We start from the raw sequence: 25,520 nt of genomic DNA, 5'->3' as shown, positions 1-25,520 counted from the left end.
ACCATCAGGTGTTGCGGGCGGTCGACGTAAAGGAATAGGCCTCAAGCAGCTCCGCAAGGTCGGCGTCTGGGGAGACGGCGTGGTCATGGGCGATGATGCCGCGGCTCATCACCAGCACGCGGTCGCCAATCGAGACGGCATTGCGGACATTCTGCTCCACCACCAACACGGCGGCGCCGGACGATTTCGCCGCAGATCTGACCTCGCCCAGAATGCGCTCGGTCATCAGCGGCGAGAGCCCGGTCGAGGGCTCGTCGAGCAGGATGAGGCTCGGCCGGGTCATCATTCCCATCGACAGCGCGAGCATCTGGCGCTCGCCGCCGCTCAGCGAGCCGGCCGCTTGGCCACGTCGCTCCGCCAGACGCGGGAAAAGCGTGTAAAGCTCACCGATCCGACCCGAAGCCTCCGTTCCCGGCAGCATCATGGCGGCGAGCGCGAGGTTCTCCGTAACGCTCAAGCTGCGAAAGACCTTGCCGCCCTGCTGCACATAGGCGATGCCCGCCCTGATCTGCTCGGCCGGGCTGCGCTCCAGCGTGCTCTTGCCCTCATACTCCACGCGGCCCGATATCACCGGATGGCGGCCGAAGATCGCACGCATCAGCGTGCTCTTGCCGCAGCCGGGACTGCCGATCAGCGCGACCACTTCGCCCGGCGCGATTCGGAGCGACAGGCCCTGCAGGATCGGCTTAGCAGCGATATCTGCGTGCAGATCGGTGACGGCAAGGCTCATCCCGCATGCCCCTTGCCGAGATAAATCTCGCGCACCTCGTTGTTGATCCGGATTTCTGCCGGCGTGCCCTGGCACAGCACTTGGCCTTGGTCGAGCACCACAACATGGTCGGAGAGCGCAAACAGCACATCCATGTCGTGCTCGACCAGAACCACTGTCTTGCCCTGGTCCCGGAAGCGGGCCACAGCGTTTGCCACCCGCTCCACCGCCTCGCCCGAAAGCCCGGAGGTCGGCTCGTCGATCAGCACGATCTCGGCCCGCGCCGCGGCCAGCCGCGCCAGAGACAAAAGTTTTTGCAGGCCGTAGGAAAGCCCGGCCGCGCTGACCTCGGCGCGATCGCCGAGGCCAAAGGCTTCGAGGATCGTGCGTGCGGCCGCGCGATCTTCAGCCTCTTGCCGGGCCACGCGACCAGGCGTGAACAGGCAGGCCGCGAGGCTCTCACCGCGGCCTTTCGGCAAGCCAAGCAAGACGTTTTCCAGGCAGCTCATGTTGGCGAAGAGCCGTAGTTGCTGGAAGGTCCGCGCCAAACCCGCCCCCGCCACCTGATGGGTTGCAAGCCGCGTGATGCGTCGGGGACCGGCATAGACCTCGCCGGCGTCAGGCGTCAGCTGCCTCGTGATCACGTTGATCAGCGTCGTCTTCCCGGCGCCGTTCTGGCCGACAAGGCCGGTAATCTTGCCGGCAGGTGCCACGAAGGACACGTCCTTCAACGCCTCGAGGCCACCGAAGCGCTTGCAAATGCCCTCGACCCGGAGCGGAACTGGCGCGATCATGCGAGCCTCTTTCCGCCGATGCCTTGCGGCCGGAAATAGGCGAAGGCGATCAGCAGCACGGCATAAAGCAGCTGCCGGATGTAGGCGTCGGAACCGGTCGAGGCGCCGACGAAGCGCATGATCTCGGGGGCGGTCAGGAGCAGCGCCGCACCCAGGAGGGGCCCGCGGGCCGTGCCCATACCGCCGATCACGACCATCGACAGGATATAAATGGATTCGGAAAAACCGAAGCTGGTAGGGTCGATGAAGGAGACGAAATGCGCGTACATCGAGCCCGCCAGCCCGGCCAACGCCGCTGAGAGAATGAAGGCCCGCAGCCGCGTCCAGACAACATTCCTGCCGAGAGCGGAAGCAGCGTCCTCGTCATCGCGCGTTGCCTCGAGCACGCGTCCATAGGGGCTGCGCATCAAATAGCGCGCCAGCAGGCAGGCAATGACTGCCACTACGCCATAGACGATCGCGAAGGAGAGATTGCTCTCGACCGCAAGTCCGCCGAGCGAGGGCCGTGGAATACTGGCCAAACCCCGGGGACCCTCGGTGATGACATCGAGATTGCGGATGATGTCGACCACAATGATCTGGATGCCGAGCGACCCGAGGATGAAATAGTCACCACTGAGCCTGAGGAGCGGCACCGTGACCAGCCCGCCGACGATCGCCGTGACAACGATCGCCAGCACGGCCCCCAGCGGCACTGCCAGGCCGAGGCGCAGGCTCGCCAGCGCCGAGACGTAAGCCCCGACGCAAAACAGCGCCGCATGGCCAATCGACAGAAGACCGGCGTGGCCGACCACGATGTTGAGCGACGTGGCGAGCACCGCATAAATGGCGAAGAAGGTGAGGACGGCGAACAGATAATCCATCAGCGTCTCCCCAGCTTCAGAAGACCGGACGGCTGGATGAGGAGGATGAGGATCAGCGCCGAGAAGATCATGACGTTCAGCCAGCGGGCATCGAGCGCGTAGAGGCCTACGCTTTCGAGCAAACCGACGGCGAGGCCGCCGACCAGCCCGCCATAGAGCGAGTGACTGCCGCCGATGATACTGGCGGTGGCGGCGATCAAGAGCATTCTCAGGCTCGAGCCCGGCACCACGCCAACGTCAAGCGACACCAGCACCGCACCGAGCGCCAGAAGGGCGGAGCCGACGCCAAAAACGATGCCCCGCAGGCGCCGCACGTCGATGCCGAGGTTTTCGGCAAGATCGGGATCGTCCGCCATGCCTCTGACCGCGCGCCCGAGGCTCGACAGCCGCACCGTCGCAAGCGCCAGAATGATCGCCGCGGCGCAAAGACCGAACATCCAAAGCTGCAAGCCGGTGAGATAGATGCCGCCGAAATCCAGACCGCGCGACACCGCCGCGGTGGACACAACGCGTGAGCTGGTGCCGAACAGAAGGCCGGCAATGCTTTCCACAGCAATGAAAAGGCCAAGCGAGGCGATCATCAGCGCACCCTGCGAGGCGCCCTTGGTCAGGAAGGCCTGGTAGAAGCCTGCCATCATCGCCCAGCCTGCGAGTGCGGCCAAAGCCACCGTTGCCGCTGCTGCCGCAAGCAGCGGCAGGCCGGCCAGTGCCGTCAGGCAGTAAAAGGCGAACATGGCCAGCGTGTAGGTCGCACCATGTGCGAAATGCATGATCCGTGTAGAGGAATAGATGAAGCTGAAGCTTAGGCCGAACAGGCCGTAAAGCGCTGCCGTCACTACGCCGCCCGCGAAAATCTGAAGAACCAGCTCCAACCGCGGCATCTCCCCGTTCACGCTGCCACACGTTGCGTCATTTCGGATATTATATTAATGTATGACAGTCAACTGCACCGACGCCCGGTGCCGAATGCGGGTGAGCATCATGACTGGATTACGACTTGCGAGGCTTGCCTGGGGCGCGGCACTCGCGCTCGGGCTGACGACAGGAGGCCTTTCGGCCGCCGAAGAGATCAAAATCGGCACGGTTCTGCCAATGACCGGGGACGCCGCGTCCTACGGCACCTGGATGCGAAACGGCATGAACATCGCCGTGGACCAGATTAACGCGAAGTGGGGTCCGGAGCGCAAGCTCACCGTCATCTACGAGGACAGCAAAAGCAATCCGCGCGACGGCGTGGCGGCGATGAACAAGCTGATCGCGGCGGACCGGGTCAACGCGGTCATGACCACGCTGACGGGCATCACGAAGGCGCTGATCCCGATCGCAGAAGAGAAGAAGGTCATTCTCACCACCTCGGCCACGCTGCCGGGGATTACTGAAGGCAAGTCCTACGTCTTCCGGAACGCTACTAATCTCGGCAGCGAAATCCGCGCTCTCAACGAATTCGCGAAAACCCGGTACAAGAAGGCGGCGGTCCTGTGGGTCAATCTCGAATGGGCCGACTGGGGTGCCAAGGCTTTCGAGAAGCAGTTTAAGGCCGATGGCGGAGAGATCGTCGAGAGTCTGTCTTTCGCGCCCGACTCCACCGACATGCGCGCGCAACTCACCCGCATCCGCGTCGCCAAGCCCGATGTCATCCTGGTTTTGGCCTACAAGACCACGGGCCAGGTGTTGAAGCAGGCGCGCGAGCTCGGCATCGAAGCGCCGTTTATTGGCACGCTTGATTTCGAACTGCCCGAAGTGGTGCAGATCGCAAAGGAAGCGGCCGAAGGGAGCGTCTACACCAAGGCCGTCTTCGACACCGACAATCCGGTGGCAGGCACGATGACGGACTACACTGCCGAATACGAGAAGCGCTACGGCCAGAAGCCGGAAGTCTATGGCGCTACCATGTACGACATGTTGCTGATACTGGCCGACGCGATGGCGAAGTCCAACGGCGACACGGAGGCGGCTCGCAAGGCAATCCTCGCCGTCAAGGATTTCCCGGGCGCTTCCGGGACCACGACCTTCCTGGCCAATGGTGACGTCGACAAGGCGGTCGAGCTGAAGACGATCAAGGGCGGCCAGTACGTCGACTACAAGAACTGACCTTCCGCGCCCCGCGCGGCACCTCCTCCCAACCTTGGCGGGCCTCCCGAAACGGCCCGCCGCCTCGATGCTCAGCCGGTCCCGCAGATGGGCGTCGATGCGCTCGCTGCAGCACTTTCGTTGGTTAGGGGCTTGGTGGTAGTTTGGCGACGATCCATCAACTGGAACCTTCGCCAGACGGCGCGATTGGCTAAAACTTCGGCTGCATGGCGCGGCGTCAGTCAGCCCGGCAGCAACTCTGTCGCAGCGGCGATCGACGCCGCATGCGTGGCCGGCGCACCTACTTCCCGCCCGCGCAGCACCTCTCCTCTGGACGTTGGCGCCACCTTGACGGCTCTCTTGGCGCCCTCTACGGCGCGAACGTCACCGTCGTTCCGTCCAGATCAGGAAAAGTCCCGCGGAGGCTATCATCGTGCCGCCGACGAGCATATGCAGCGTCGGCAATTCGGCAAACAGGAGATAACCCAGAACCGGACCGATGAGCACCGAGGTATAGTCGAGCGGCGCCAGCATCGACATGTCGGCGTGGCGCAGGCTTTCGGTGACGAGCACGTGCGCCATGCCGCCGGCGAACCCACCGAGCGCAAGAAGCAGCGTTTGTTCGTCCGAAAGGTCGGCCCAGCCGAAAGGGAACGTCGCCAGCGCGAAACCCGTAGAGGTCAGCGAAAACCAGAGCACGATGGTGGAGGAGCGCTCGGTCTCGACCAGCGCCTTCAGCATCAGCACCGAACAGGCGGTTGCAAAGGCGCCGCCGATCGCCGCCCCGGCGCCGATCGCTTGGTGGCCGTCAAAACCCTCACCACTAAAAATGGTGAGGCCGGGCCAGGCAACCACAGCGACCCCGGCCAGGCCTGCAAGCACCGCCAACCAGCGCGAGGGCCGGACGATCTCGCCGAGCATGATAGCTCCCAGCGCGACGGCAAACAGCGGCTGCGCATAGCCGAACATGATCGCGTCGGAGAGCGGCAGGTAGGCCAGCGCGAGAAAGGTGAGGCCGATGCTAGCAGAACCACAGAGGCCGCGCCCGACATGACCGAGCGGTCGGCTGGTTTTCAGCGCCATCGCCAATTCCCTGCGCAGAACGAGGAAAGCCAGGATCGGCAGCATGGCGAAGACTGAGCGATAGAACACGACCTGTCCGGTCGGCACGCTGCCGGCCAGCTTGATCAGCGCGAACATGGAAACGAAGAATGAGACGGAGCCGAGCTTCAGCCCGATCCCGGCCAGAGATTTTCTTGGCATGGAGAACCTGTCGTGGCGTCAGCCAAGAGCGAAAAGGTTGTCGCACGTCGGCCAAAGCCGAGCCAACCGTGTAGTGCTCCCCCCGAAAGAGGTGTTGAGCGCCGTACCGAAGGCCGCCAGTTGCTCCGAGGCCGGCGCTGCGCACGTTGGAGACGGTTGCCGTGTTCAAGAGCGCACGAGCATCCCTCCTACGCGAGCACGCATGGGATATTGTATTACAATATTTGACCATGATCGAGAACGAAACCGGCAGCCGAGTTACGTCTCGGCCGCCGGTACGGATTACGCCGCTGCCAAGGCGTCAATCGCCTGCGCGTCACGGTCCAATGCGGCAAGCGGGCGCCGCGGCCAGACCTGCGGGAACATAGCCGAGTTTAGCGGCTGCCCCACCGAGAGGCCTGGATCGCGTAGCGGCTGCGGCCCCATCGGGCGCTTGGCATAGGTGACGTCGTCCCCGGCATAGCGGAAAGCAAGGGCACGCCGGCGCCGGTCTTGCGACGTGTTGCCCGGCGCATGGTGCAGCGTCAGCAGATGGTGGGCCAGCACGTCGCCTGGATCCATGTCGAAATGCACGATGTTCCAGTCACCGCGGTTGGCCTCGATGTCTGGCAGCGGCTCGAACAAATCATCAGGATAGTCCTTGTACTTCTTGGCGTCGAAGCCAGCAGGACGATACCACTTGCCCGTGCGGTGGGAGCCAGGGATCCACTCGGTCACGCCGGTTTCCAGGGTGACGGAATCGAGCGGCGTCCAGAACGAGCAGACCTGCGTCCCGTCCATCCAAAGATACGGCTGATCATGGTGCCACGGTGTGTGGTTTGTCGTATTCGGCTCCTTGACGAACATTGCGTCGACGGCGAGGTTCACCGCCTTGGAGCGCATGAGGGTCGCGGCCCATTCCGGCATGGGCGACTCGGCCTGGAACTGGCGGAAACGCTCGTTGAAGGTCCACATAAAGATGTCGTAGCCGAACTTGCCGCTACCGGAGCCGGCAGCGATATCATGGCCGGACGGGCCTGGCTGGTTCAGCACGTCCTCGACTGCGTCCTGCAGCATCTTCACCCATTCGGCGCTGAGGATGTTGCGCAGGCATACGACGCCGTCCTCCTCATAGGTGCGGATTTCGTCCTCTGTGATCGGCCTTGTGAATTGCACGGTCATGACTGCTGTTCTCCTTCTTTCAATTGACTCGCGGCGCCCTGGCGAGCAGCCGCGGTTCGAGGCGGCGCGGAAGGTATCGGACGCTGGCCGGTCGGAGCCGATGGCCCGGCGCGGCGGGGGCACTCGCCAGCGAGCGGCAGGTCGTCGAGGACGGCATTCATCCGTACGCGATCTTTGAGTGGGCAGGCGAAGCCTTTACACATCGGAATAACCTCCGCATTATGGGCAAGTGGACCAAATATCCGTCCCTTGCTTGTAAGCCATTTTGCTTGTCCCTTGCCCAACAACAAGCAATGCTTGGTCAACAAGATCATTCCAATACGGAATAACCGATGAGTTATACCCGGCGCTATCTACCGTCTGTCTCGTTGCTCGCGGCCTTCGAGGCGACGGCGCGGCTGGGAAGCGTCAGCGCGGCGGCCAAGGAGCTGAGCCTCACGCAGAGCGCCGTGAGCCGGCAGATCCGCGCGCTGGAGGAGCAGCTGCAGGTCGAGCTCTTCGTGCGCGACCGCCAGACGGTTCGGCCGAACTCCGCGGCCATGAATTTCTTGGCCGAGGTGCGGGAGGCGCTCGACCGACTCTCGACCGCCTCGCAAAACCTCTATGCCAATCCAAATGGCGGCATCCTCAACGTGACGATCCTGTCGTCCTTTGGGACGCGCTGGCTGGCGCCACGGCTGTCCGACTTCAAGCGCCTATATCCTGGCATCACGGTCAATTTAAAGACGCGCTTCAGCCTGTTTGATTTCCGTGACGAGGGCGTCGATGCCGCAATCCATGCTGGTGTGCCTTACTGGCCGGGCGCGGAGATGGTTGAGCTGCGGCGTGAGTTTCTCGTACCCGCCTGCAGTCGAGATTTTCGAGAGAGCCGCGGTATCCGCACGCCCGCTGACCTCATCGGGCAGCCGCTGATCCATATGGGCTCGATGGGGCGCGCCACCGATTGGGAGAAGTGGTTTCGGGCGCTGGGACTGGAGCCCGGCCGGATCTCGGCCGGCAGCTTCGACCAGTTTTCAACCGTCGCCCGCGCCGCGGCAGCGGGCCTAGGTGTCGGGCTCCTGCCGACCTTCCTCATCGAGGAGGAACTGTTGGGCGGGCACCTCGTCCCGGCGGTCGACGTCACCTATGAAAGCAGCGACAAATATTATCTTGCCTGGCCGGAGGGCAGAAAGGACTACCCGCCCTTGATCGCCTTCCGCGACTGGATCGTGGCGCAGTCCGGAGTTGAGGAGCGACTCGGCCCAACGCCTGCTCGACCATGAAGCTGGTGTTCCAGTTGCTCGAGAGGCACCTGCGGCTGCGGCGTAACACGCGCGATCGATGGAACAGCCCTGCCCTGCCGCAGTATTTCATGGCGTTGGAGAAGGCTGCTAACGAACGGCGATGATCTGTTCCTCGCTCCCCCCAGGGGATGAGTACTCACCCTTGCCGCTTCGGTCAGACGCGCGGCAGGCCGAGATGATCGCGCAGAGTAACGCCGGAGTAGGTCTCACGGAAAGCGCCGCGGCGCTGCAGCTCGGGAGTGACCAATTCGGCGAAGTCGTCCAGATAGTCAGGGAAATAGGCGGGCATGATGACGAAGCCATCGGCCGCCCGCGCATCCACCCACTCCTGCATGATGTCGGCGATCTTGTCCGGGGTGCCGACGGCGACGATGTAGCCGCGCCCGACTGCCATGAGGTTGAACAATTGCCGCAGCGTGTAATTTTCGCGTCGCGCCAGGGGAATCAGCGCGCGCGCGAAGCCCTGCATACCATCGGTCATCGGCAGGTCCGGGACGGGCCCGTCGAGCGAATACTGTGTGAGATCATGGCCGAGCCGGTCCGACACCGTGCGAATCGAGCTTTGTACGTCGACGAACGCCGCCAGGCGCGCCAGCTTGGCATGCGCTTCTTCGTCAGTACGGCCAACCACGGTAAAGATGCCGTTCAGGATCTTGCACTGGTTCGGGTCGCGGCCATGACCGGCCGCCATGCTGCGCACCTTGTCGTAAAAGTCGCGCCCTTCCCCGATCGCGTGCTGCACGGTCACGATCAGGTCGGCATGGCGCGCGGCGAAGCCCATGCCGGCCGGCGATGATCCCGCCTGCACCAGCACGGGATTGCCCTGCGGCCCGCGGGGCGCGTTGAGAGGTCCGCGCACCGAATAGCATTTACCCTTATGGTTGAGGAGGTGGATCCGCGTGGGATCGAAGTAGCGGCCCTTCGCACGATCAACCAGCACCGCGCCATCGTCCCAGGTGTTCCAGAGTCCGCGCACGACCTCGACGAACTCGTCGGCCATTTCGTAGCGCAGATCGTGCTCCCGCCGCCCCTCGGTGCCGAAATTGAGCCCCGCGATGGGCGAGGAGGTCGTAACCACATTCCAGCCGGCCCGCCCGGCGCTGATCAGATCAAGCGATTGGAAGGCGCGGGCAAGGTTGTAAGGTTGGGAGAACATGGTGGAGGCGGTGCCGACGAGCCCGATGCGACTCGTCACCATGGCCAGCGCGCTAAGTTGCGCGATCGGTTCCAGCCGCGCCACCATGGATGGGTGATCGTCGACCTCGGCCGAAACATTGTCGGGAACGAAGACGAAATCCATCTTCGCCCGCTCAGCCGTCGTCGCGATGCGGGCAAGCGCCTTAATATCGAAATTGGTGGGGTCGGCGCCTTCCGCCCGCCACCCATCGACCTGGTTGCCAGTGCCCAGCACGAATACGCCGAGATGCATCTTGCGGCTCATGACGTCTCCCCTTGTCGCGAACGGCTCAGCCCACCGTCAGCTGCAGCTCATCCAGACGGATCCCCTCCATAGCCTCGACGAGCCGCATGCGACTTTGCCGCAGCGCCTTGACGGCATTCCAGCCGAGCGCGCCCACAACGCGGCCTTGATTGTGGCAGAGCGCAACGAAGCGGCCTGACGCCATGTCGCCCTCGATCTCCACCTCGCCATCATCCGGGAAGATGCCATAGCTCTGCAGCTTGATGTCGTGCTGGTCGCTCCACATGAAAGGAATCGGTCGGAAGTCTTCGGCGGCGCCTAGCAGGTTCTTCACCGTTGCGCCCGCCTGTTCGGTGGCATTCATACGGTGCTCGATGCGCAGCCGCGCGCCGTAGCCGGAATGCCACCAGGAGGCGACGTCGCCGGCCGCATAGACGCCGGGCGCGGCGCGGCAGCAAGCATCGCACAGAATGCCGTCGCCGATCGGCAAGCCGCTCGTGCGCAGCCAGTCGACATCAGGCTGCGATCCGATCGCGACCAGCGCGAGCTCGGCCGGAACGATATCGCCATCGGCAAGCCGCACGCCGCTTAGATGCCCACCCTTCTCTTCGAAGCCGGCCACCTGGACCTCCAAGCGCAGCATCACGCCCGCCGCGCGGTGGCGCGCGGCGAGCAGGTTGCCGATCGCGGCGGGGAACTGGCGGGCCAGCGGGTGCGGCGCGTTGCCGATAACCGTGACATCGAGACCAAGCTTGCGGGCGGTGGCAGCGAATTCCATACCGAGGACGCCAGTGCCGATAACCGCGACTTGGGGCGCGCTTCCCAATGCAGTGCGCAGCGCGGCTGCGTCATCCAAGCTGCGAAGCGTGTACACGCCGTTCGGTCGCGGGCCGGGAAAGACGCGCGGGCTGACGCCGGTGGCAAGAATCAACCCGTCGAAGCCGAGCCGGTCGCCCGCTTCCAACCGGAGCATGCGGCGGTCGAGATCGAGCTCGCAGGCCCGCGCAGGAATGAGCCATTCGGCCCCCAGCTCATTAAGCAGCGCCGGCTCGCTGAGCCGAACATGCTCGAAAGGCAGGTTGTCGGCGATGAAACCCTTGGAGAGTGGCGGCCGGTCGTAGGGAAGGTGGGGTTCCGCCCCGACCACGAGAATGCGGCCCCTGTAACCTTCCGCGCGCAGCGCCTGGACGGCGGCGAGCCCCGCGGCCGACCCGCCGACGACAATGACCGTGCGCAAGGCTCAGTCCTCGAGCCGGATCGCAAGCGCGGGGCAAACCTTGATCGCCTGCAGCACGTCCGCACGGCTCTCTTCCGGCGGGTTCTCCTGCAGCAGGATGACGATGCCGTCCTCCTCGCGTTGGTCGAAGATATCCGGCGCCGCAAGCACGCATTGACCGGCGCCGCAGCATCTCGCCTGTTCGATGAGCACGCGCATTTCAGCTCTCCCACGTGACAGGAATCCGCTCTACGCCATAGACGAAGCTGGTTTCCTTGAATTCGAGACTCGATATCGGTGCCGCAAGCGCCAGGCTTGGTATGCGGCGGAACAGGGTACCAATCAGGATTTGCAGCTCGGCCCGGGCCAAAGGCTGGCCGAGGCACTGGTGGATGCCGTAGCCGAAGGCGATGTGATGGCGCGCATCGCGTTGGATGCGGAACTTGTCCGCGTCCGGAAAAGCGTCAGCGTCGCGATTGGCCGCTGCATTGTGGGCGATAATGCCTTCGCCCTTCCTAATGACATGTCCGCCGATTTCGATGTCTGCCGTCGCTATACGCCTGCGGCCGTTATGGGTGACATCGACGTAGCGCAGAATTTCCTCGACCGTGCTGTTGATCAACGTCGGATCGTCGATCAGCGCCTGTTTCTGCTCCGGATTCTCGAGCAGCGCCAGAATACCGAGCGACATGGTGTGCGCGGAGGTGTCGTGGCCGGCGATCAGCAACAGGCGCGCGATGCCGATGAGCTGAATCGGCGTGAGGTGCCCTGGCCTGAGCTGGTTCACCACCAGCCGGCTCAGGAGGTCGTCCGTCGGGCTCAGGTTCTTCCTCTCGATCAATCCGGCGATATAGACGTCGCACAATTCCTGGATCGCTTTTGAGGAGACGTCCGGCGGGGTGCGACTGTCGGTGATCAGGTCGGCCTTTGCGTGGAAGAAATCCTGGTCTTCGTAGGGAACGCCGAGCAGGTCGCAGATCATGGTGATCGGCAGCGCAAGGGTCAGGTCGCGCACGATATCGCTCGGCGGCCCCTTGGCGAGGATCGCGTCGATGCGCTCGTCTACGACCTGCTGGATGCGCGGTTTCAGCGCCTCGATCTTCTTGACCGCGAATTCGCCGGTGAGCATGCGCCGGAACTGCGTGTGCTCAGGCACGTCCATGGTGATGAAGCTCGGATATTTGGTTCGCACCGCCAGCATACCGGGCGTTGCGCCCGGAAAGTTGGGCAAGGTGTTATCCGCGCTGACCCGCGGATCTGTTAAAAGCTTGCGCACGTCATCGTAACGCGTCACCAGCCAGGCATCCTGGCCGGTCCACAGGCGCACCTTTGCGAACGGTTCGGCGGCGCGCATTTCGGCGAGTTCCGGCGCAGGGTCGAGCGGGTTGGAGCGCTTGATGGGGTATTCGCGGGTGCCGCTAAAGGGACAGGACGTAACAGCGGATTCTGACATAGCGACCTCCGGCGGTCCTTGTAAGGGACGCGTAGCGCTGAGCGCTTCTAGCATACGATAATACAATATTCTCGGACGGAGCGGGCGTGGCTACGCGTCAGCCATGACCCGTTTCGTATGGACCGGATCAGGCAACCCGAGGTTCTCCCGCAACGTCGAGCCCTCGTATTCGGTGCGGAACAAGCCACGGCGCTGCAATTCCGGCACGAGGAGGTCCGTAAAATCGTCCACGCCACGTGGGAAATAGGGCGGCAGAATGCAGAACCCGTCACAGGCTCCCTTGCTGAACCAATCTTCCATGATGTCGGCCACCTGCGCCGGCGTGCCCCAGACTAAATTGTGGCCGAGCGACTCTGCAAAGCGCCGGCCTATCTGGCGGATGCTGAGATTTTCGCGCCGCGCCGTCTCGATCATGATCTGCTGGCGCGTCTGGGCGCCGTTGACAGTGGGCAACTCCGGCAAGGGGCCGTCGAGCGGATATTGCGACAGGTCGACGCCGCCAGCGAAGCGGCTGATCGCGATCAGCGCCTGCTCATCGGTAATCAGAGACTGCAGCTGCAGGTAATGTTCCTTTGCCTCCGCCTCTGTTCGGCCAATGATTGGCATGAAGCCCGGCATCAGTTTGACCGCATCGGCCGAGCGGCCGCAGGCCACTGCGCGCGCCTTCAAATCGTCAGTGAAGGCCTTGCTCTCTTCAAGAGTGGAGTTTGCGGAGAATACAAGGTCGGCAATCCTGGCGGCAAGATTGCGGCCGGGGCCGGACGACCCTGCCTGCACGATGATCGGCCGCCCCTGGGGTGAGCGCGGCACGTTGAGCGGCCCCTTGACGTTGAAGTACTTGCCCTTGTGATTGAGGACATGCACCTTCTCTACGTCGAAATAGCGTGCATTCTCCTTGTCCTCGACCAAGGCGTCCGCGTCCCAACTGTTCCACAGCCCGGTGACCACGTCGAAGAACTCTTCCGCCCGCACATAGCGCTCGTCGTGCTCCATGTGCTTTTCGAAACCGAAATTCTGCGCCTCGTTCTCGTGCTGCGAGGTGACCAGATTCCAGCCGGCTCGGCCCTTGCTGATCAGATCTATCGTCGCGAAGCGGCGCGCGATCGTGTAGGGCTCGTTGTAAGTCGTCGTGCCGGTGGCGATTAGACCGAGCTTCGAGGTCACGGCGGCCAGCGCCGGGATCACGGACATGGCCTCGATGATTGCCGCGCGGTAGAACTTTTCCGCCGCCTTGTCGCGCTTCTCGATCAGCGGCGTCGGCTGGATGGCGTTGCTATCGGCGAAGAAAAGGGCGTCGAGCTTGGCCTGTTCGCATTTCTTGGCGACTTCGACATAGGTCTCGAACTGCGTCACGGTAGAGCGCGCGGCACCCGGCATGCGCCAGCCCGCGCCGTGCGAACCTGGCGCGAACCACATCATGGCAAGCTTCATCTTCTTGCGATCGTGCATGGTCCGGTCTCCCTCAGGATTTGCGATGGCCGAGGACAGCCTTGATCTCGAGGTAATCCTCGAAGCCGAAGATCCCACTCTGCCGTCCATTGCCGGACTGCTTGTAGCCGCCGAACGGCACGTCGGATTGCGAGGCCGCGCCGTTGATGTAGACCCTGCCGGCTTGCAGGCGGCAGGCAAGTTCAGTCGCGTGGGTGTGTTCGCCATGAACATAGGCGGCCAGCCCGTAGACTGAGCTGTTGGCGATCTCGACCGCCTCGTCGATCGTCTCATAGGGCATGATCGACAGCACCGGCGCAAAGATCTCCTCCACCGCGATCCGCATGTCGGGTTTCACATCGGAAAAGACGGTCGGCTTGACGAAGTAGCCGCTGTTGAGCTCGGCCGGCCGCCCGATGCCGCCGGTAACCAGCGTCGCGCCCTGGTCGATGCCGGACTGGATCAGGTCCTGTGCGCGCTCGAACTGGATCGCGTTGACCAGTGGTCCGAGTTTGGTGTTGTCATCGAACGGGTGACCGAGCGTGTAGGTCTCTGCCGCCTTCCTGGCGAGGTCGTTGACCGTCTCCAGTTGGTCGCGGTGCACCAGCATGCGGGTCGGTGCCTCGCACGACTGGCCGGAATTCATGAACGAGCGCGCCACGCCCCAGGGCACGGCATCTTGCAGATCGGCATCCGCCGTGATGATGTGGGCCGACTTGCCGCCGAGTTCCTGGTGCACGCGCTTGACCGTGTCCGCGGCAGCCTTGGCAACCAGGGCGCCAGCGCGGGTGGAACCGGTGATCGACACCATATCGATGCCCGAATGCCCCGCGATCGCCTCGCCGACTTCGGCGCCGGTTCCCTGCACCATATTGAAGACGCCCTTGGGAAGGCCGGCCTCCTCCAGAACCTCGGTGAGGATCAGTGTGCTCAGCGGCGCATATTCGCTGGGCTTCAGGACGACGGTGCAGCCGGTGGCGAGTGCCGGCGCCAGCTTCCCGGCGATCAGGTTCAGTGGCCAGTTCCAGGCGGTAATCAGGCCGCAGACGCCGAAGGGCTCACGCCGGATCAACGTCGTGCCGATGTAATGCTCGAACGCGTAGGTCTCGAGGATGCGGCGCATCACGCTGAACTGCGTGGCAACGCCGACGGCCTGCACGTCGCGGGCGAACCAAAGGGGCGCGCCGATCTCCTCGGCAATAACGCGGGCGACCTCGTCGATGCGACGGTTGTAGCACCTGACGATGCGATCGAGGATGGCCATGCGCTCCGCGCGAGACCACGCGGCCCATTCGGGCAGGGCCTTGCGCGCGGCGGTAACGGCACGATCGACATCGGCCGCCGACCCCAGGATCAGCTCACCGGACTGCTGCTCGGTGAGCGGGCTAACGATCGCGAAAGGCCGGGAGGCGGTGAGCGGATCGACCCACGCGCCGTCGATGTAGAACTGCCTAGCGTCCATGGTCTATCCCGCCTTGTTTATGATTGCCATACAATCATACGCAGCGCGCCGCTGTCAACTCCCGGGGTTATTTCGACGGGATCTGCACGTAGCGCAGATAGGGTGTGGCCTCCCGCCAGCCGGCCGGGAAACGGCTTGACAGTTCCTCCGCGGACAGGCCGGGTACGATCGCCATCTCGTCACCGGGACGCCAACCCGCGGGTGACGCTACCTTGGCGCGGTCGGTCAGCTGCAGCGAATTGACGAGTGTCAGGATGTAGGCGAAGTCGCGCCCCATGCTGGAGGGGAAAGCAAGCAGCGCGCGCACCCTGCGCTGCGGATCGATGATATAAGCCGAGCGGGTCGGCGCTTCGGGGCTCATGGCCGGGTGGATCAGGCCGTAGAGTGCTGTGACCTGTCGCTCCGGATCACTGACCACCGGAAAACGTATGCCGGTCGCCTCGGACTTGACGATATCGGCCTGCCAGTCTTCGAAGCGATCGAGTGGATCGACAGTGACCGCCAGGAGCTTGCAGCCGAGCGCCACGAAATCCGGCGCCAGTCTCGATGCCTGTCCCATTTCCGACACGCAAACGGGCCGGAAGAAATGTGGATGCGAGAACAGCACCACCCAGCCGTCGGCCGCAAAGTCGTAGAAGTCGATCGGCCCCTCTGATGTTTCAGCGTGGAAGTCAGGGGCGGTGTCGCCAATGCCAAGCATGCTCATCCAAGAAACTCGCTTTCATGCGTGGTCCCACGCGCAAACCGCGCGACCTTCCTCAGCGGCGCACGACGGACCCGCTAAAAAATCACGACGGGCTTCAGAACCTCACCCGACATGGCGTCGTCACAAGCCTTGTTGAGGTCGCGGAAGGCATAGCGGGTGATCATGCGGTCGAAGGGAAACTTTCCCTCACGGTGCAGCGCGATCATGCGTGGGATAAAGCTTTCAGGGTCAGCGCCACCCTGCGCTATCCCGGTTATCGAGCGGCCGCCGAAGATCAGGGGGTGGAAGTTGATCGGGGTCGCCGAACGGCCGTTGGACACCACGCCGCATGTGCCGCGCGGGTTGAGCGCGGCGACAAGGCCGTTGACCACGTCGACATTACCAGTCGTGTCGAGGGCCCAATCGGTCGGGCCAGATGCGGCGCGGATCGCGGCCGTCAGGTCTTGACCGACCGGATTGACCGCATGGGTGGCGCCCATTTCGCGCGCCATCTCCAGCCGGCTGTCGCGCGTGTCGACCGCGACGATCGTGGTCGCCCCGGATAGCTTCGCGGCCATGATGGCGCTGAGGCCCACTGGCCCCGTTCCGGCAATGGCGATGGACGACCCCGGCTGCGGCTTCAATACGTTGAGGATGGCGCCAGCCCCTGTTTGGATGCCGCACCCCAGCGGCGCGAGCGTTTCCAGCGGAAGGTCATGCGGCACAGGGATGACATTGCGCTCGGTCGCGATGCAATAGGTAGCAAGCGAGGACTGACCGAAGAAATGGCTGTAGAGGTGCTCACCCTCGCGTGCCAACGCGGTCGTTCCATCCGGCCGCGTGCCGCTGAAATTGCGCGCAAAAAGGTCCTCGCAATAGGAGGGCATGGACTGCCGGCAATTGCCGCAGTGGCCACAAGAATTGATGCTCATCACGACATGGTCCCCGGGCTTCACCTTGGTGACGCCTGACCCCACCTTCGCGACAATGCCCGCTCCCTCGTGGCCCAGCACGATTGGGCGAGGCACCGTTCCCGGCGTGTGCAGCATCTTGAGGTCGGTGTGACAGATGCCGGTGGCGACCAGCCGCACCATGACTTCGGTCTCGCGCGGCTCTTCCAGTTCGACCGAAGCGAGCACGAACCGCTCAGTCTCCGGATAGGCTATGGCCGCCTCGATCCTCATGATTCCTCCCTTGGCGATGACCACTTCAATGCGTGGCGGCGCTGAAGTCCTGCATGATGCGGCTCTCGGCCACGCGCACGCTGCGCATCCCGGCCGGAGTGTTCCGGCTGCGCCCGACGAAGCGCGGCACACCATCGGTGAAGACGGCCGAGACCGCCGGTACGTCCCCATTGGCGATGGCTGAGAGCGCGTCATTCTTGGCGCCGCCGGCGCATGCGTCGATCAGGAGCACGTCCGCATCGCGCCCCGGCGCAATGATTCCGCTGTTCAGCCGGTAAACGGCAGCATTGTTGCCCGTGGCGGCGGCGATCGCCCATTCCACCGGCATCTTGCCGAGGCTAGCGAGGTGGGTGATCGTGTAGAACATGCCGAGCGGCATGATTCCACTGCCCGTCGGCGTGTCCGTGGCCACAAGCAGCCGGTCGAAGCACTCGGCCTTCACGGCCAGATCGGCGACCATCAAGAGCGTGCGCAGATTGCCCGCCGTGCAGCATTGCAGCGCGATGCGGCTCTCATCGACCAGTCGCGCGAAATCGGCATCGGGCATGGCGACGGGCCCGCCGTTGACATGGAAGGACACATCCGCGTCCATCGCGATGACATGGTCCGCCCAGATGCCGGAAGAGCCGGGAATGGAGGAGCCGCCCGTGTGCACGGTCGTGACCATGCCGGCCTCCTTCGCCCAACGCACCTGTTCGATGTAGCCGTAGGGCGTGGCAAAAGCACCGAAGCCGGCCTTGGCGAGCCAAACCCCCTTGGCGGCAATATCGGCGAAGTCGCTTTCAACCAGGTCGGGTTCGAGGATGATGGACCCGGCGTGCACCCGCATGCCGCCCGGCCGATAATCCTTGAAGCTCTTGTGAGCGGCCACCGCCAGCGCCTTTACCCCGTCGCGGTCCTTCGGCCGGCCGGGGACATGCACTTCCGACGCGGTAATCGACGTCGTCGTGCCGCCGTGGACATAGCTCTCGAGGAAGCCCACCGTCTTTTGGCGCGGCGTGTAGTCTCCGAAGGTGATGTGCACATGCGAATCGATCAGCCCTGGCATGGCGACCGTGCCGGCGGCGTCCACCGTCACGTCGCAATCTTTCATGAGCTCCGGCGAAGCGGTGCCCACGTGGCTGATCAGGCCGTTGTCGAGGATCAGCGTGTCGCCCGCCGCGAAGGGGGCTCGCCAGTTTCCCGACACGATCCTGCCGATGTTGGTGATTGCAACCCGCATGCTGTTCCCCGCTCGCTGTCAAACCAGTCCGTCCACGCCGCGCATCTCCTCGTGCTTGATGCCGCCGACGCGCGCATTGATGCGCCCGCGATTGGTCACACAGAAGATGACTGCGATCTCGTCGGGCGCGGGCGTATCGGGAAGCATGAGCGTCATGCCGTCGTAATGCGAGCGGACGTAAAGCGCATCCTTGCAGGCCATCGGGATGTCGATCTGCATGCCTGGCGGCACTCGCTTCTGGAACGACGAAATCCAGGACTTGCCGCCCCCGACAGCCTCGCGGATCGGATTGGCAAAGACGGTCGTCAACAGGGCGTTGGCATGCTCCTGCTCGCCGCCGAGCCCGACCAGCCCGCCTTTTCCATAACCTTGGACGGAGTAGTCACCCATGGCCGCCACGACCATCTGCCCAAGCCGCTCGCCAAGTGACACGCTGGCGTCGATCAGCGGACCGAGGTCCTCGACATAGCGGCCGACGAAGGGATTGGCCACGACGAGCACACAAGCTGCCTTGCGTTGGATGAGATCGGCCTTCTTTCCCTCGTCGATCATCCTGTCTTCAACGATCGTGAAAGACCGTCTGATGGTCAATTCCATTGCCTGCTCTCCAGAGGGGCGCTCGCGCGCACTCGCCACATGTCATATCCCCTCTTAGCATTCTTCATATTGTCTTACAATCGGATGGCGGGCTGATCCCGCCATCCCTCAACGGCTATCACAGGCGTTTAGCGAGCCAATCGAACATGAAGGGGATGGAGATAGACCAGTTATCGTAGTTGCAATGGACGGCGCCGCCCTCGTCGCCTTCCCAGATCTTCAGAACCTTGTCAGTGCTTCCGATCTCGTCGTAGAGGCGACGCGCGCCCTTGACGTCCATCACAACATCGCCGGCGCCGTGCGAGATCAGCGTCGGGCACCTGATCTGGTGCGCGATGCCCTTCATGTTGAAATCCTTGAGCTTTTCGCGCGCTTGCGCGTCGTTGTCGACGCCGAGGATCCACTGGATCTGCTTCTGGATCGGCGGGTAGAAATTGTAGAGCTCTTCTAGGATGTCATAGCAGGCACACCAAAGCACCAACGCCTTGATACGCGGCTCGAAAGCAGTGCCGCGCGGCGCATAATACCCCGCCATGGAAACGCCGACACAGCCGATCCGATCCGGATCCACATCAGGCCGGGCTTCCAAGTAATCAATCGCCGCCTTCACCGGAACTTCGTAGTCCGGGCGGGAATGGATGTGCCGCAGTCGCAGGCTCGAGCCGCGGCCGGGGGTATCCAGAATCAGCACGCCGATGCCGCGGTCGGCCAACTCCTGAGTTCCCCAGAAGAAGATTTCCTCTGCCAGCGAATCCGCGCCGCCAAGCATAAGCACGGCCGGCGACTTTTCTTTGCCCTTCTTCGGAAAGACATAGTAACCGTCATAGATGTCGGCGCCGCAGGTCACCTGAACGGCTTCGACCCGATCGGCATCATACTTAATTGCATCTTCGAAGCAGCGTTTTGTCTTACGAAAATTGGCGATTTTCCGCTCGTCTGTACCGAGCAGGAAGAAATCGGCGTGGCGATAATAATTTGAGGCGCGATAGAGCCGGTACTTCGCGGTCTCGATGTCGCCGGCCTCAAGCGCCTTGCGTCCCGCCTCCTCGGTCTCGCGGCCGAGTTCGTGCCATTCATGGTGGAAGCTTTCGAAGTCCCCTTCCTTGATGCGCTTTGCGGCACGGTCGCATTCAAAGATATCGGAGCCCCGATAGGCGGCCTGAGCAATCAGCCGCTCCGTCTGGATTGCCCAATCGCGCTCGCCCGGAAAAATGTTCAGCATCGCTTACTAAGCTCCTGTTTCTATGAGCCTTATTGAAATGGCGCAGTTGCTCGTGGCCGCCGTAGCAAGCCGGTGTGGCCTGCTCTTCAATTGCAGCCACATCGCGATGCGGCTTGCATAAGCTCGATCAAGCATATAATTGTATGACAATCAACGAGTTTCTTCGGGTGGTTTTCAATGATTGACGAGAGCGGCGAAAAATTTGCCTTGGGCGGCGTGGCCGAGCAGCGCCCGTGGCAAAAGCTGTACAAAGGCTTTGCCGATCCCGCCCATGAGGACGGCCAGACGCCGACCTATGTCGGCCGCAGCGTGCCGCGGAACGACGTGCTCTACAAAGTGCGCGGCAAGGCGCGCTATGCACCGAATATCACGATGCCGAACATGCTCCATGGCCGCTTCGTGCGTAGCACCGTGCCTTCCGCCAGGCTCGTGTCGGTCGATGTAACCGCCGCACGGGCCGTGCCTGGAGTCGTTTACATTCTGACGGCGGCCGACATCGATCCGGCCCGCTTGCATGTCGGCTCGCTGGTGGAGGACACACCGATCCTAGCGAAGGACATCGTACGCCATGTCGGCGAGCCAATCGCAGTGATCGCGGCCGAAAGCAAGGAGGTGGCGGAATACGCCGCCACTTTGGTCGAGGTCGTGTATGACGAGACGCCAGCGGTGCTCACGCCTTCCGCGGCGCTGGCAGAGGGCGCGCCTCTGCTTCATCCGCAAGGCAACATCATCGCCAACCTCTCGAAGGAGCGCGGCGACGTCGAAAAGGCACTGGCAGAGGCTGACTTCGTCATCGAAGGCACCTATGTCAACGAGCCGATCGATCACTGCTTCCTGGAAGCGCAGTCCGGCATTTCCTTCTTCGACGAGGATGGCGTGCTGACGCTGCTCGTCTCCACCCAGTATCCCCATTTCCACCACAAGCAGCTGGAGCGTGTCACCGGCCTTCCCCACGACAGGATCCGCGTCATTCAGACCGTGGTCGGTGGGGCCTTCGGCGGCAAGATCGACAACACGATCGAATGTGTGACCTGCCTTATCACAATGGCGACGGGCAGGCCGGTGAAGATGGTGCTGGATGCGGAGGAGGTCTTCTCCTCGACGACCAAGCGCCACACCATGACCATCCGCCACCGCCTCGGCGGCATGAAGGACGGCCGGATAACAGCCATCGATATGGATATCCTTGCCGACGGTGGTGCTTACACATCCTATAGTCCGATCGTCGCCGGCCGATGTGTCGTGCACACGGCGCTTCCCTACGACATTCCCAACATCAAGGCGCATATCTGCACCACCTTCACCAACAACATGACGGCCGGGGCCATGCGCAGCTTCGGCATCGTCAAGCTCGCCTTTGCGACGGAATCGCAGATCAACAAACTGGCCGAGAAGATCGGCATGAGCCCGATCCAGATTCGCCGCATCAATGCGGTCAAGAACGGCACCTCAACGCTCACCGGTCAGACGCTGAGCGCGGTCGGCTTCACGAAGACGCTGGACGTGATCGAGCCGATCTATGAGGCGCGCAAGGCCGAGCTCGACAAAATGACGCTTGCCGGCGGCATCAAGCGAGGCCTGGGGCTGGCCTCGCTCGGCTACGGCATCGGATACAGCGGCGTGCGCAACCCTTCGACCGCGCGGCTGGAAGTTCTGGCCGATGGTACGGTGATCGCCAATTGCGGCACACCTGACATCGGGCCCGGTTCAGACACGACGCTGGCGCAGATCGCGGCGGATGCCGCGGGGATCTCGATTGCCCGCATCCGCGTGGTCAGCGGCGATTCCACCAAGACGGATGACTCGGGGCCGACCTCGGCTTCTCGCACCACCTATTTTTCCGGGAATGCGGCACTGGTGGCGGGACGTGACTTCGCCCGCCAGTTCCGCGAGATGGTAGCCGAACATTACGCCCTGCCGCTCGACCAGGTGCGGCTCGACGACGATCGTATCCACCTGTCGAACGAGGTGCACGAGTTCGCGGACATCTGCGCCGCCCTCGGCGACAAGCTGAAGACGCTGAAGGCCTACGGCGTCTTCAATCCCGACAGCGCGCTCGACTTCGTCACCTTCAACGGCAATCCGTACCCGACCTACACCTATGCGACCCAACTCGCGGAGATCGAGGTTGACACTGAGACCGGCAAGATCGCGGTGCCGCATTTCTGGGCCGCGCATGACGCGGGAAGGCTCGTCAATCCGATGGGAGCGGAAGGCCAGATCGAGGGGGGCGTGGTGATGGGTCTCGGCATGGCGCTCTACGAAAAGATCGTGCGCAACGGGGGCTACATCCAGAACCCCAGCTTCCGCGACTATCTTCTGGCCGGACCGAAGGACGCGCCGGGCACGATCGAGACTGTCTTCGTCGAGAATATCGACGACAGCGGGCCCTACGGTGCCAAGGGGGTGGCCGAGGCAAGCTTGATCCCGGTGCCGGCAGCCATCGCTGCCGCGCTTCACGATGCGGCAGGCATCTGGCTCTCGGCGATGCCGATGGATCAGGAAACCGTATTCAAGGCGCTGAACGCTCAGCCAGAGCCAAAGGGAAAGATGTGATGACTCTCGTTCCCGATTACATCCGTGCCCGCTCGGTCGCCGAGGCCGCCGAGGCGCTGCGCGCGGCCGAGGGTGGCGGCATCCTGGTCGCGGGCGGTACGATCATCGCCTCGCTCATTAATCAGCATCTGGCCGAGCCTTCGACTTTGATCGACATCAGCCCGATCGAAACGATGAAGTCCATTCGCGTGCACGGCGACGGCAAGGTCGAGCTCGGCGCGCTGGTGACGCATGAACAAGTGCGCCGTTCGGCCGACATCCAGCGTCATCTGCCCCTGATGGCCGAGATCGCCAAGGACATCTCGTCCTGGCGGCTGCGCAATCGCGGCACGCTGGGTGGGAGCATCTGCACGATGGGCGGCCAGGGCGATCCGGCGACCGGCCTGATCGCACTTGGCGCCCAGCTGGTGCTGAGCCGCGGCCACGGGCAGCGCACCATCCCTATCGAGAGCTTCTACAAGGATGGGTTCAGCCTCGACCTGGCAGAGGATGAAATCCTTGAAACAGTGCTCGTTCCGCCCGTGCCGCAGAACGCACACTTCGCCTTCGGCAAGGAGGGCCCGCGCAATGCCATGGACTGGACTCAGCTAACGGTCTCTGTGGTGTTCACGGAAGCGCAGGGTCGGATCGAGACCACCCGCATCGGCGTCAATGGCGCAGCCGCGACGGCTTTGCGGGCTCGGGGCGCGGAAGAGGCGCTCACTGGCAGCGCGCTCGACGCGATCGACTGGAAGTCCGCGCAGGCCGCGCTCGCGGCGGAGATCAGTCCGGAAACCGACTTGGTCTATTCCGCGGACTTCAAGCGGCACCTTGCCGGCGTTCTGTTGAAACGCGCGGTTAATAAGGCGCTCGGTACGGCGCCCCGGCAGGAGAATATCGTATGAAAGTCTCGTTTTCTGTCAACGGAACACATAGAACCGCTGACATTTCCCCCACCGAGATGCTAGTGGACGTGTTGCGAAACAAATTATCGGAGGTCGGCACGCACAAGGTCTGTGCCCAGGGAATCTGCGGCGCTTGCACGGTGCTCCTGGACGGCGAGCCAGTCACCTCCTGCCTCACGCTGGCGGCTCAGGTCGAGGGCCGCTGCGTGACCACAGTCGAGGGGCTGGAGGACGAGAACGGCCTTGCGCCCATTCAGGAAGCTTTCATGCGTCACGGCGCCGTGCAGTGCGGCTATTGCACGCCGGGCTTCCTCATGGTCGCGCATGCCCTTGTGAGAGATCGCCCCCAGGCAAGCCGCGAAGAGATCATTGACGCGTTGCGTGGTAATATCTGTCGCTGTACCGGCTATGTGAAGATTATCGATGCCGTTGCCGATGTCGTGCAGAAGGCGGCGGTGGCCAAAGGAGGACACTGATGGCGTTGGCAGAGGCGGGAGCATCCACATCGGTTGCTGGCGACCTGACCATTTCGGCACGGACGGTGCAAAGCCTAGCGGTCAACAAGATCCGGGAGGCCATCCTTTCGGGCATTTTCGCGCCGGGTCAGCGCATACGTGAGGCGGAGCTGTGCCAGCGACTGGGCGTCAGCCGGACGTCGGTACGCGAGGCTCTGCGCAGCCTCGAGGCCGAGCGGCTGGTGACGATCATTCCCAATAAGGGGCCGGTCATTACCGAATTATCCTGGGAAGCAGCCGAGCAGATCTACAATGTACGCGCCCTGCTTGAAGGAGAAGCGGCCGCTCTGATGGCGCAACGCCGCAATCCGGAGGATGTGGAAAAGATGCGCGCGGCGCTGCTTTCGTTCGACGCCGCGGTCAGCCGGAACTCGCTGCCCGACCAGATCGCCGCCACGGGCGAATTCTACAAGACTATCCTCAATGGCTGCGGCAACGAGATCATCGCCCAGATCATCGACGGTCTCCTGGCGCGCATCAACATGCTTCGATCCAAGTCCATGTCGATGTCGGGACGCTCGCGCTTCAGCGCCATGGAGATGTGGAGCATCTTCGAGGCGATCAGCGCCGGCAATGTCGACGAAGCCCGCACGCTCGCCGAGGAGCACGTGAAAAGCGCCAAGAACTCGGCCAGGCGCTATATGGATGGGCTGCAGAAGACCAGCGCCTGAGGCATTGTTATTCCGTTGGATGAGGGCCAATCCAGTCGAACGTCATCGAAGTCTCAACGCGGAAGAGCTGCTCATAAGGCGGGTGTCGCCGCTCGCGCCAAGCTGTGCTGGGAGCGTGGTCGGCGCGAGGCGCAAATCGCCCGGCGATCTGCTCCTATAGGCACCCATGCTCAACGACAAGCCTCAGCCTCTCAGCCCGCGTTGCGCCTGATGCGGAGGAGAACGTCAGCGACTATGAGGAGGTGAAGGATAACCGCCAATCCAAGCGCTGTCAGATGAAAGCTGGCTTCAACTGGGCCGATTGCGATGATCGTCCATAGACTGAGGGGCAAGAACACAACAAGCGAGGTCACAAGCCCGGGATTGTAGCTGCGAAAGCGCGCTGCACCGCCAATGTGGGTGACGCCGTTCAAGAGCATCGTATAAGGCGCCACCAACCCAAAGCCGGCGCCCCAGAGATATGCCGCATAGAGCGCCGCCAGATTGAGCCCCCAGACGACGGGCAGGTTGATAACGAGGACAGCTGCGACGCTAAGTGCGTTGTGACCGGCGAACACCCGTTGGTTGACGAACGTCCGGAAGCGATCTCCCGTATGCTCCTCGACTTGGTGAAGCATGTAGCCCGGGCTGTGAAGGAAGATTAGCACAAGCGGCAACGCGTAGGCCGCGTGCAATAAAGGCGCGATGGCCAGGAGCGCCGCAGCCATGAACCCAGCTGCCACGACCCACCGGCTTGCAAGCCACACTTTCAGATTTTGCATGTATGCCTGCCTCGATGTGATGCAGGACCTTACTTCAACCTGCCAGAGATTTTGTCAAATATCCCCGTATCCGATTCGAAGAGCCACGTAGTTTTTCGAGC

24 protein-coding genes are annotated in these 25,520 nt (G+C 63.1%); 6 read left to right on the top strand and 18 right to left on the bottom strand.

What is annotated here, in order from left to right; translation table 11 throughout:
- Positions 1–4: 4 nt before the first annotated feature.
- From KIO76_RS24715 to KIO76_RS24700, 4 genes are read right to left on the bottom strand one after another with little or no spacing between them, the layout of a single operon-like run.
- The gene (locus tag KIO76_RS24715) at positions 5–730 is read right to left on the bottom strand and encodes an ABC transporter ATP-binding protein (protein ID WP_213326230.1); all 726 of its coding nucleotides are present in this window, start codon (positions 728–730) and stop codon (positions 5–7) included.
- On the bottom strand, positions 727–1,503 hold the full coding sequence (locus tag KIO76_RS24710; protein WP_213326229.1) for an ABC transporter ATP-binding protein: 777 nt from the start codon (positions 1,501–1,503) through the stop codon (positions 727–729). Before KIO76_RS24710 ends, KIO76_RS24715 begins: the two co-directional genes overlap by 4 nt.
- Entirely contained in the window at positions 1,500–2,366 is an 867-nt protein-coding gene (locus tag KIO76_RS24705; RefSeq protein WP_213326228.1) for a branched-chain amino acid ABC transporter permease, read from the bottom strand. Before KIO76_RS24705 ends, KIO76_RS24710 begins: the two co-directional genes overlap by 4 nt.
- On the bottom strand, positions 2,366–3,238 hold the full coding sequence (locus KIO76_RS24700) for a branched-chain amino acid ABC transporter permease (protein ID WP_213326227.1): 873 nt from the start codon (positions 3,236–3,238) through the stop codon (positions 2,366–2,368). The genes KIO76_RS24705 and KIO76_RS24700 overlap by 1 nt, the downstream gene beginning before the upstream one ends.
- Before the next feature lie 109 nt (positions 3,239–3,347).
- Between KIO76_RS24700 and KIO76_RS24695 the strand changes: the two genes are divergently transcribed.
- Positions 3,348–4,457, top strand: a complete 1,110-nt coding sequence (locus KIO76_RS24695) for an ABC transporter substrate-binding protein (RefSeq protein WP_213326226.1) — start codon at positions 3,348–3,350, stop codon at positions 4,455–4,457.
- A 363-nt stretch (positions 4,458–4,820) separates the two neighbouring features.
- On the opposite strand, the gene KIO76_RS24690 is transcribed toward KIO76_RS24695, so the two are convergent.
- Positions 4,821–5,699, bottom strand: a complete 879-nt coding sequence (locus tag KIO76_RS24690; protein ID WP_213326225.1) for a DMT family transporter — start codon at positions 5,697–5,699, stop codon at positions 4,821–4,823.
- Between the two features lie 282 nt (positions 5,700–5,981).
- Positions 5,982–6,860, bottom strand: a complete 879-nt coding sequence (locus tag KIO76_RS24685) for a phytanoyl-CoA dioxygenase family protein (RefSeq protein WP_213326224.1) — start codon at positions 6,858–6,860, stop codon at positions 5,982–5,984.
- Positions 6,861–7,192: 332 nt separating this feature from the next.
- Between KIO76_RS24685 and KIO76_RS24680 the strand changes: the two genes are divergently transcribed.
- Entirely contained in the window at positions 7,193–8,122 is a 930-nt protein-coding gene (locus KIO76_RS24680) for a LysR substrate-binding domain-containing protein (protein WP_213326223.1), read from the top strand.
- 175 nt (positions 8,123–8,297) lie between these two features.
- On the opposite strand, the gene KIO76_RS24675 is transcribed toward KIO76_RS24680, so the two are convergent.
- From KIO76_RS24675 to KIO76_RS24625, 11 genes are all read right to left on the bottom strand, one after another.
- Positions 8,298–9,554, bottom strand: a complete 1,257-nt coding sequence (locus tag KIO76_RS24675) for an LLM class flavin-dependent oxidoreductase (protein ID WP_291976106.1) — start codon at positions 9,552–9,554, stop codon at positions 8,298–8,300.
- A 55-nt stretch (positions 9,555–9,609) separates the two neighbouring features.
- Positions 9,610–10,800 (bottom strand): NAD(P)/FAD-dependent oxidoreductase, encoded by a 1,191-nt coding sequence (locus KIO76_RS24670; RefSeq protein WP_213326221.1) that lies wholly within the window; start codon positions 10,798–10,800, stop codon positions 9,610–9,612.
- Positions 10,801–10,803: 3 nt separating this feature from the next.
- Positions 10,804–10,998, bottom strand: coding sequence for a ferredoxin (locus KIO76_RS24665; protein WP_249730027.1), 195 nt, complete (start codon positions 10,996–10,998; stop codon positions 10,804–10,806).
- Position 10,999: 1 nt separating this feature from the next.
- On the bottom strand, positions 11,000–12,232 hold the full coding sequence (locus KIO76_RS24660; protein ID WP_213326220.1) for a cytochrome P450: 1,233 nt from the start codon (positions 12,230–12,232) through the stop codon (positions 11,000–11,002).
- 90 nt (positions 12,233–12,322) lie between these two features.
- Positions 12,323–13,681: an LLM class flavin-dependent oxidoreductase gene (locus KIO76_RS24655; RefSeq protein ID WP_213326219.1), complete on the bottom strand. Its 1,359-nt coding sequence runs from the start codon at positions 13,679–13,681 to the stop codon at positions 12,323–12,325.
- A 13-nt stretch (positions 13,682–13,694) separates the two neighbouring features.
- The gene (locus tag KIO76_RS24650; protein WP_213326218.1) at positions 13,695–15,122 is read right to left on the bottom strand and encodes an aldehyde dehydrogenase family protein; all 1,428 of its coding nucleotides are present in this window, start codon (positions 15,120–15,122) and stop codon (positions 13,695–13,697) included.
- 67 nt (positions 15,123–15,189) lie between these two features.
- A complete protein-coding gene (locus KIO76_RS24645) occupies positions 15,190–15,828 on the bottom strand; it encodes a redoxin domain-containing protein (RefSeq protein WP_213326217.1) in 639 nt (212 codons plus the stop codon).
- Positions 15,829–15,902: 74 nt separating this feature from the next.
- Positions 15,903–16,991 carry an NAD(P)-dependent alcohol dehydrogenase gene (locus KIO76_RS24640; RefSeq protein WP_213326216.1) on the bottom strand — a complete coding sequence of 363 codons (1,089 nt, stop codon included), beginning with the start codon at positions 16,989–16,991 and terminating at the stop codon, positions 15,903–15,905.
- 25 nt (positions 16,992–17,016) lie between these two features.
- Entirely contained in the window at positions 17,017–18,213 is a 1,197-nt protein-coding gene (locus KIO76_RS24635; RefSeq protein WP_213326215.1) for an amidohydrolase family protein, read from the bottom strand.
- An 18-nt stretch (positions 18,214–18,231) separates the two neighbouring features.
- Positions 18,232–18,810, bottom strand: a complete 579-nt coding sequence (locus KIO76_RS24630) for an amino acid synthesis family protein (protein ID WP_213326214.1) — start codon at positions 18,808–18,810, stop codon at positions 18,232–18,234.
- Positions 18,811–18,928: 118 nt separating this feature from the next.
- Positions 18,929–20,032, bottom strand: a complete 1,104-nt coding sequence (locus tag KIO76_RS24625; RefSeq protein ID WP_213326213.1) for an alpha/beta hydrolase family protein — start codon at positions 20,030–20,032, stop codon at positions 18,929–18,931.
- A 177-nt stretch (positions 20,033–20,209) separates the two neighbouring features.
- Here KIO76_RS24625 and KIO76_RS24620 point away from each other — a divergent pair, with 177 nt between their 5' ends.
- The 4 genes from KIO76_RS24620 to KIO76_RS24605 are packed head-to-tail and all read left to right on the top strand — an operon-like array spanning position 20,210 to position 24,658.
- A complete protein-coding gene (locus KIO76_RS24620; RefSeq protein WP_213326212.1) occupies positions 20,210–22,588 on the top strand; it encodes a xanthine dehydrogenase family protein molybdopterin-binding subunit in 2,379 nt (792 codons plus the stop codon).
- Positions 22,588–23,472 carry an FAD binding domain-containing protein gene (locus KIO76_RS24615; protein WP_213326211.1) on the top strand — a complete coding sequence of 295 codons (885 nt, stop codon included), beginning with the start codon at positions 22,588–22,590 and terminating at the stop codon, positions 23,470–23,472. Before KIO76_RS24620 ends, KIO76_RS24615 begins: the two co-directional genes overlap by 1 nt.
- The gene (locus KIO76_RS24610; protein ID WP_213326210.1) at positions 23,469–23,948 is read left to right on the top strand and encodes a (2Fe-2S)-binding protein; all 480 of its coding nucleotides are present in this window, start codon (positions 23,469–23,471) and stop codon (positions 23,946–23,948) included. Before KIO76_RS24615 ends, KIO76_RS24610 begins: the two co-directional genes overlap by 4 nt.
- Positions 23,948–24,658: a GntR family transcriptional regulator gene (locus KIO76_RS24605; protein ID WP_213326209.1), complete on the top strand. Its 711-nt coding sequence runs from the start codon at positions 23,948–23,950 to the stop codon at positions 24,656–24,658. Before KIO76_RS24610 ends, KIO76_RS24605 begins: the two co-directional genes overlap by 1 nt.
- 191 nt (positions 24,659–24,849) lie before the next feature.
- Here the strand turns inward: KIO76_RS24605 and KIO76_RS24600 are convergent, their stop codons facing one another.
- On the bottom strand, positions 24,850–25,419 hold the full coding sequence (locus KIO76_RS24600; protein ID WP_213326208.1) for an HXXEE domain-containing protein: 570 nt from the start codon (positions 25,417–25,419) through the stop codon (positions 24,850–24,852).
- Positions 25,420–25,520: the final 101 nt, after the last annotated feature.

Source organism: Chelatococcus sp. YT9, from assembly GCF_018398315.1.
Classification (GTDB): domain Bacteria; phylum Pseudomonadota; class Alphaproteobacteria; order Rhizobiales; family Beijerinckiaceae; genus Chelatococcus.
This window is presented reverse-complemented; position numbering and strand designations above follow the sequence as displayed.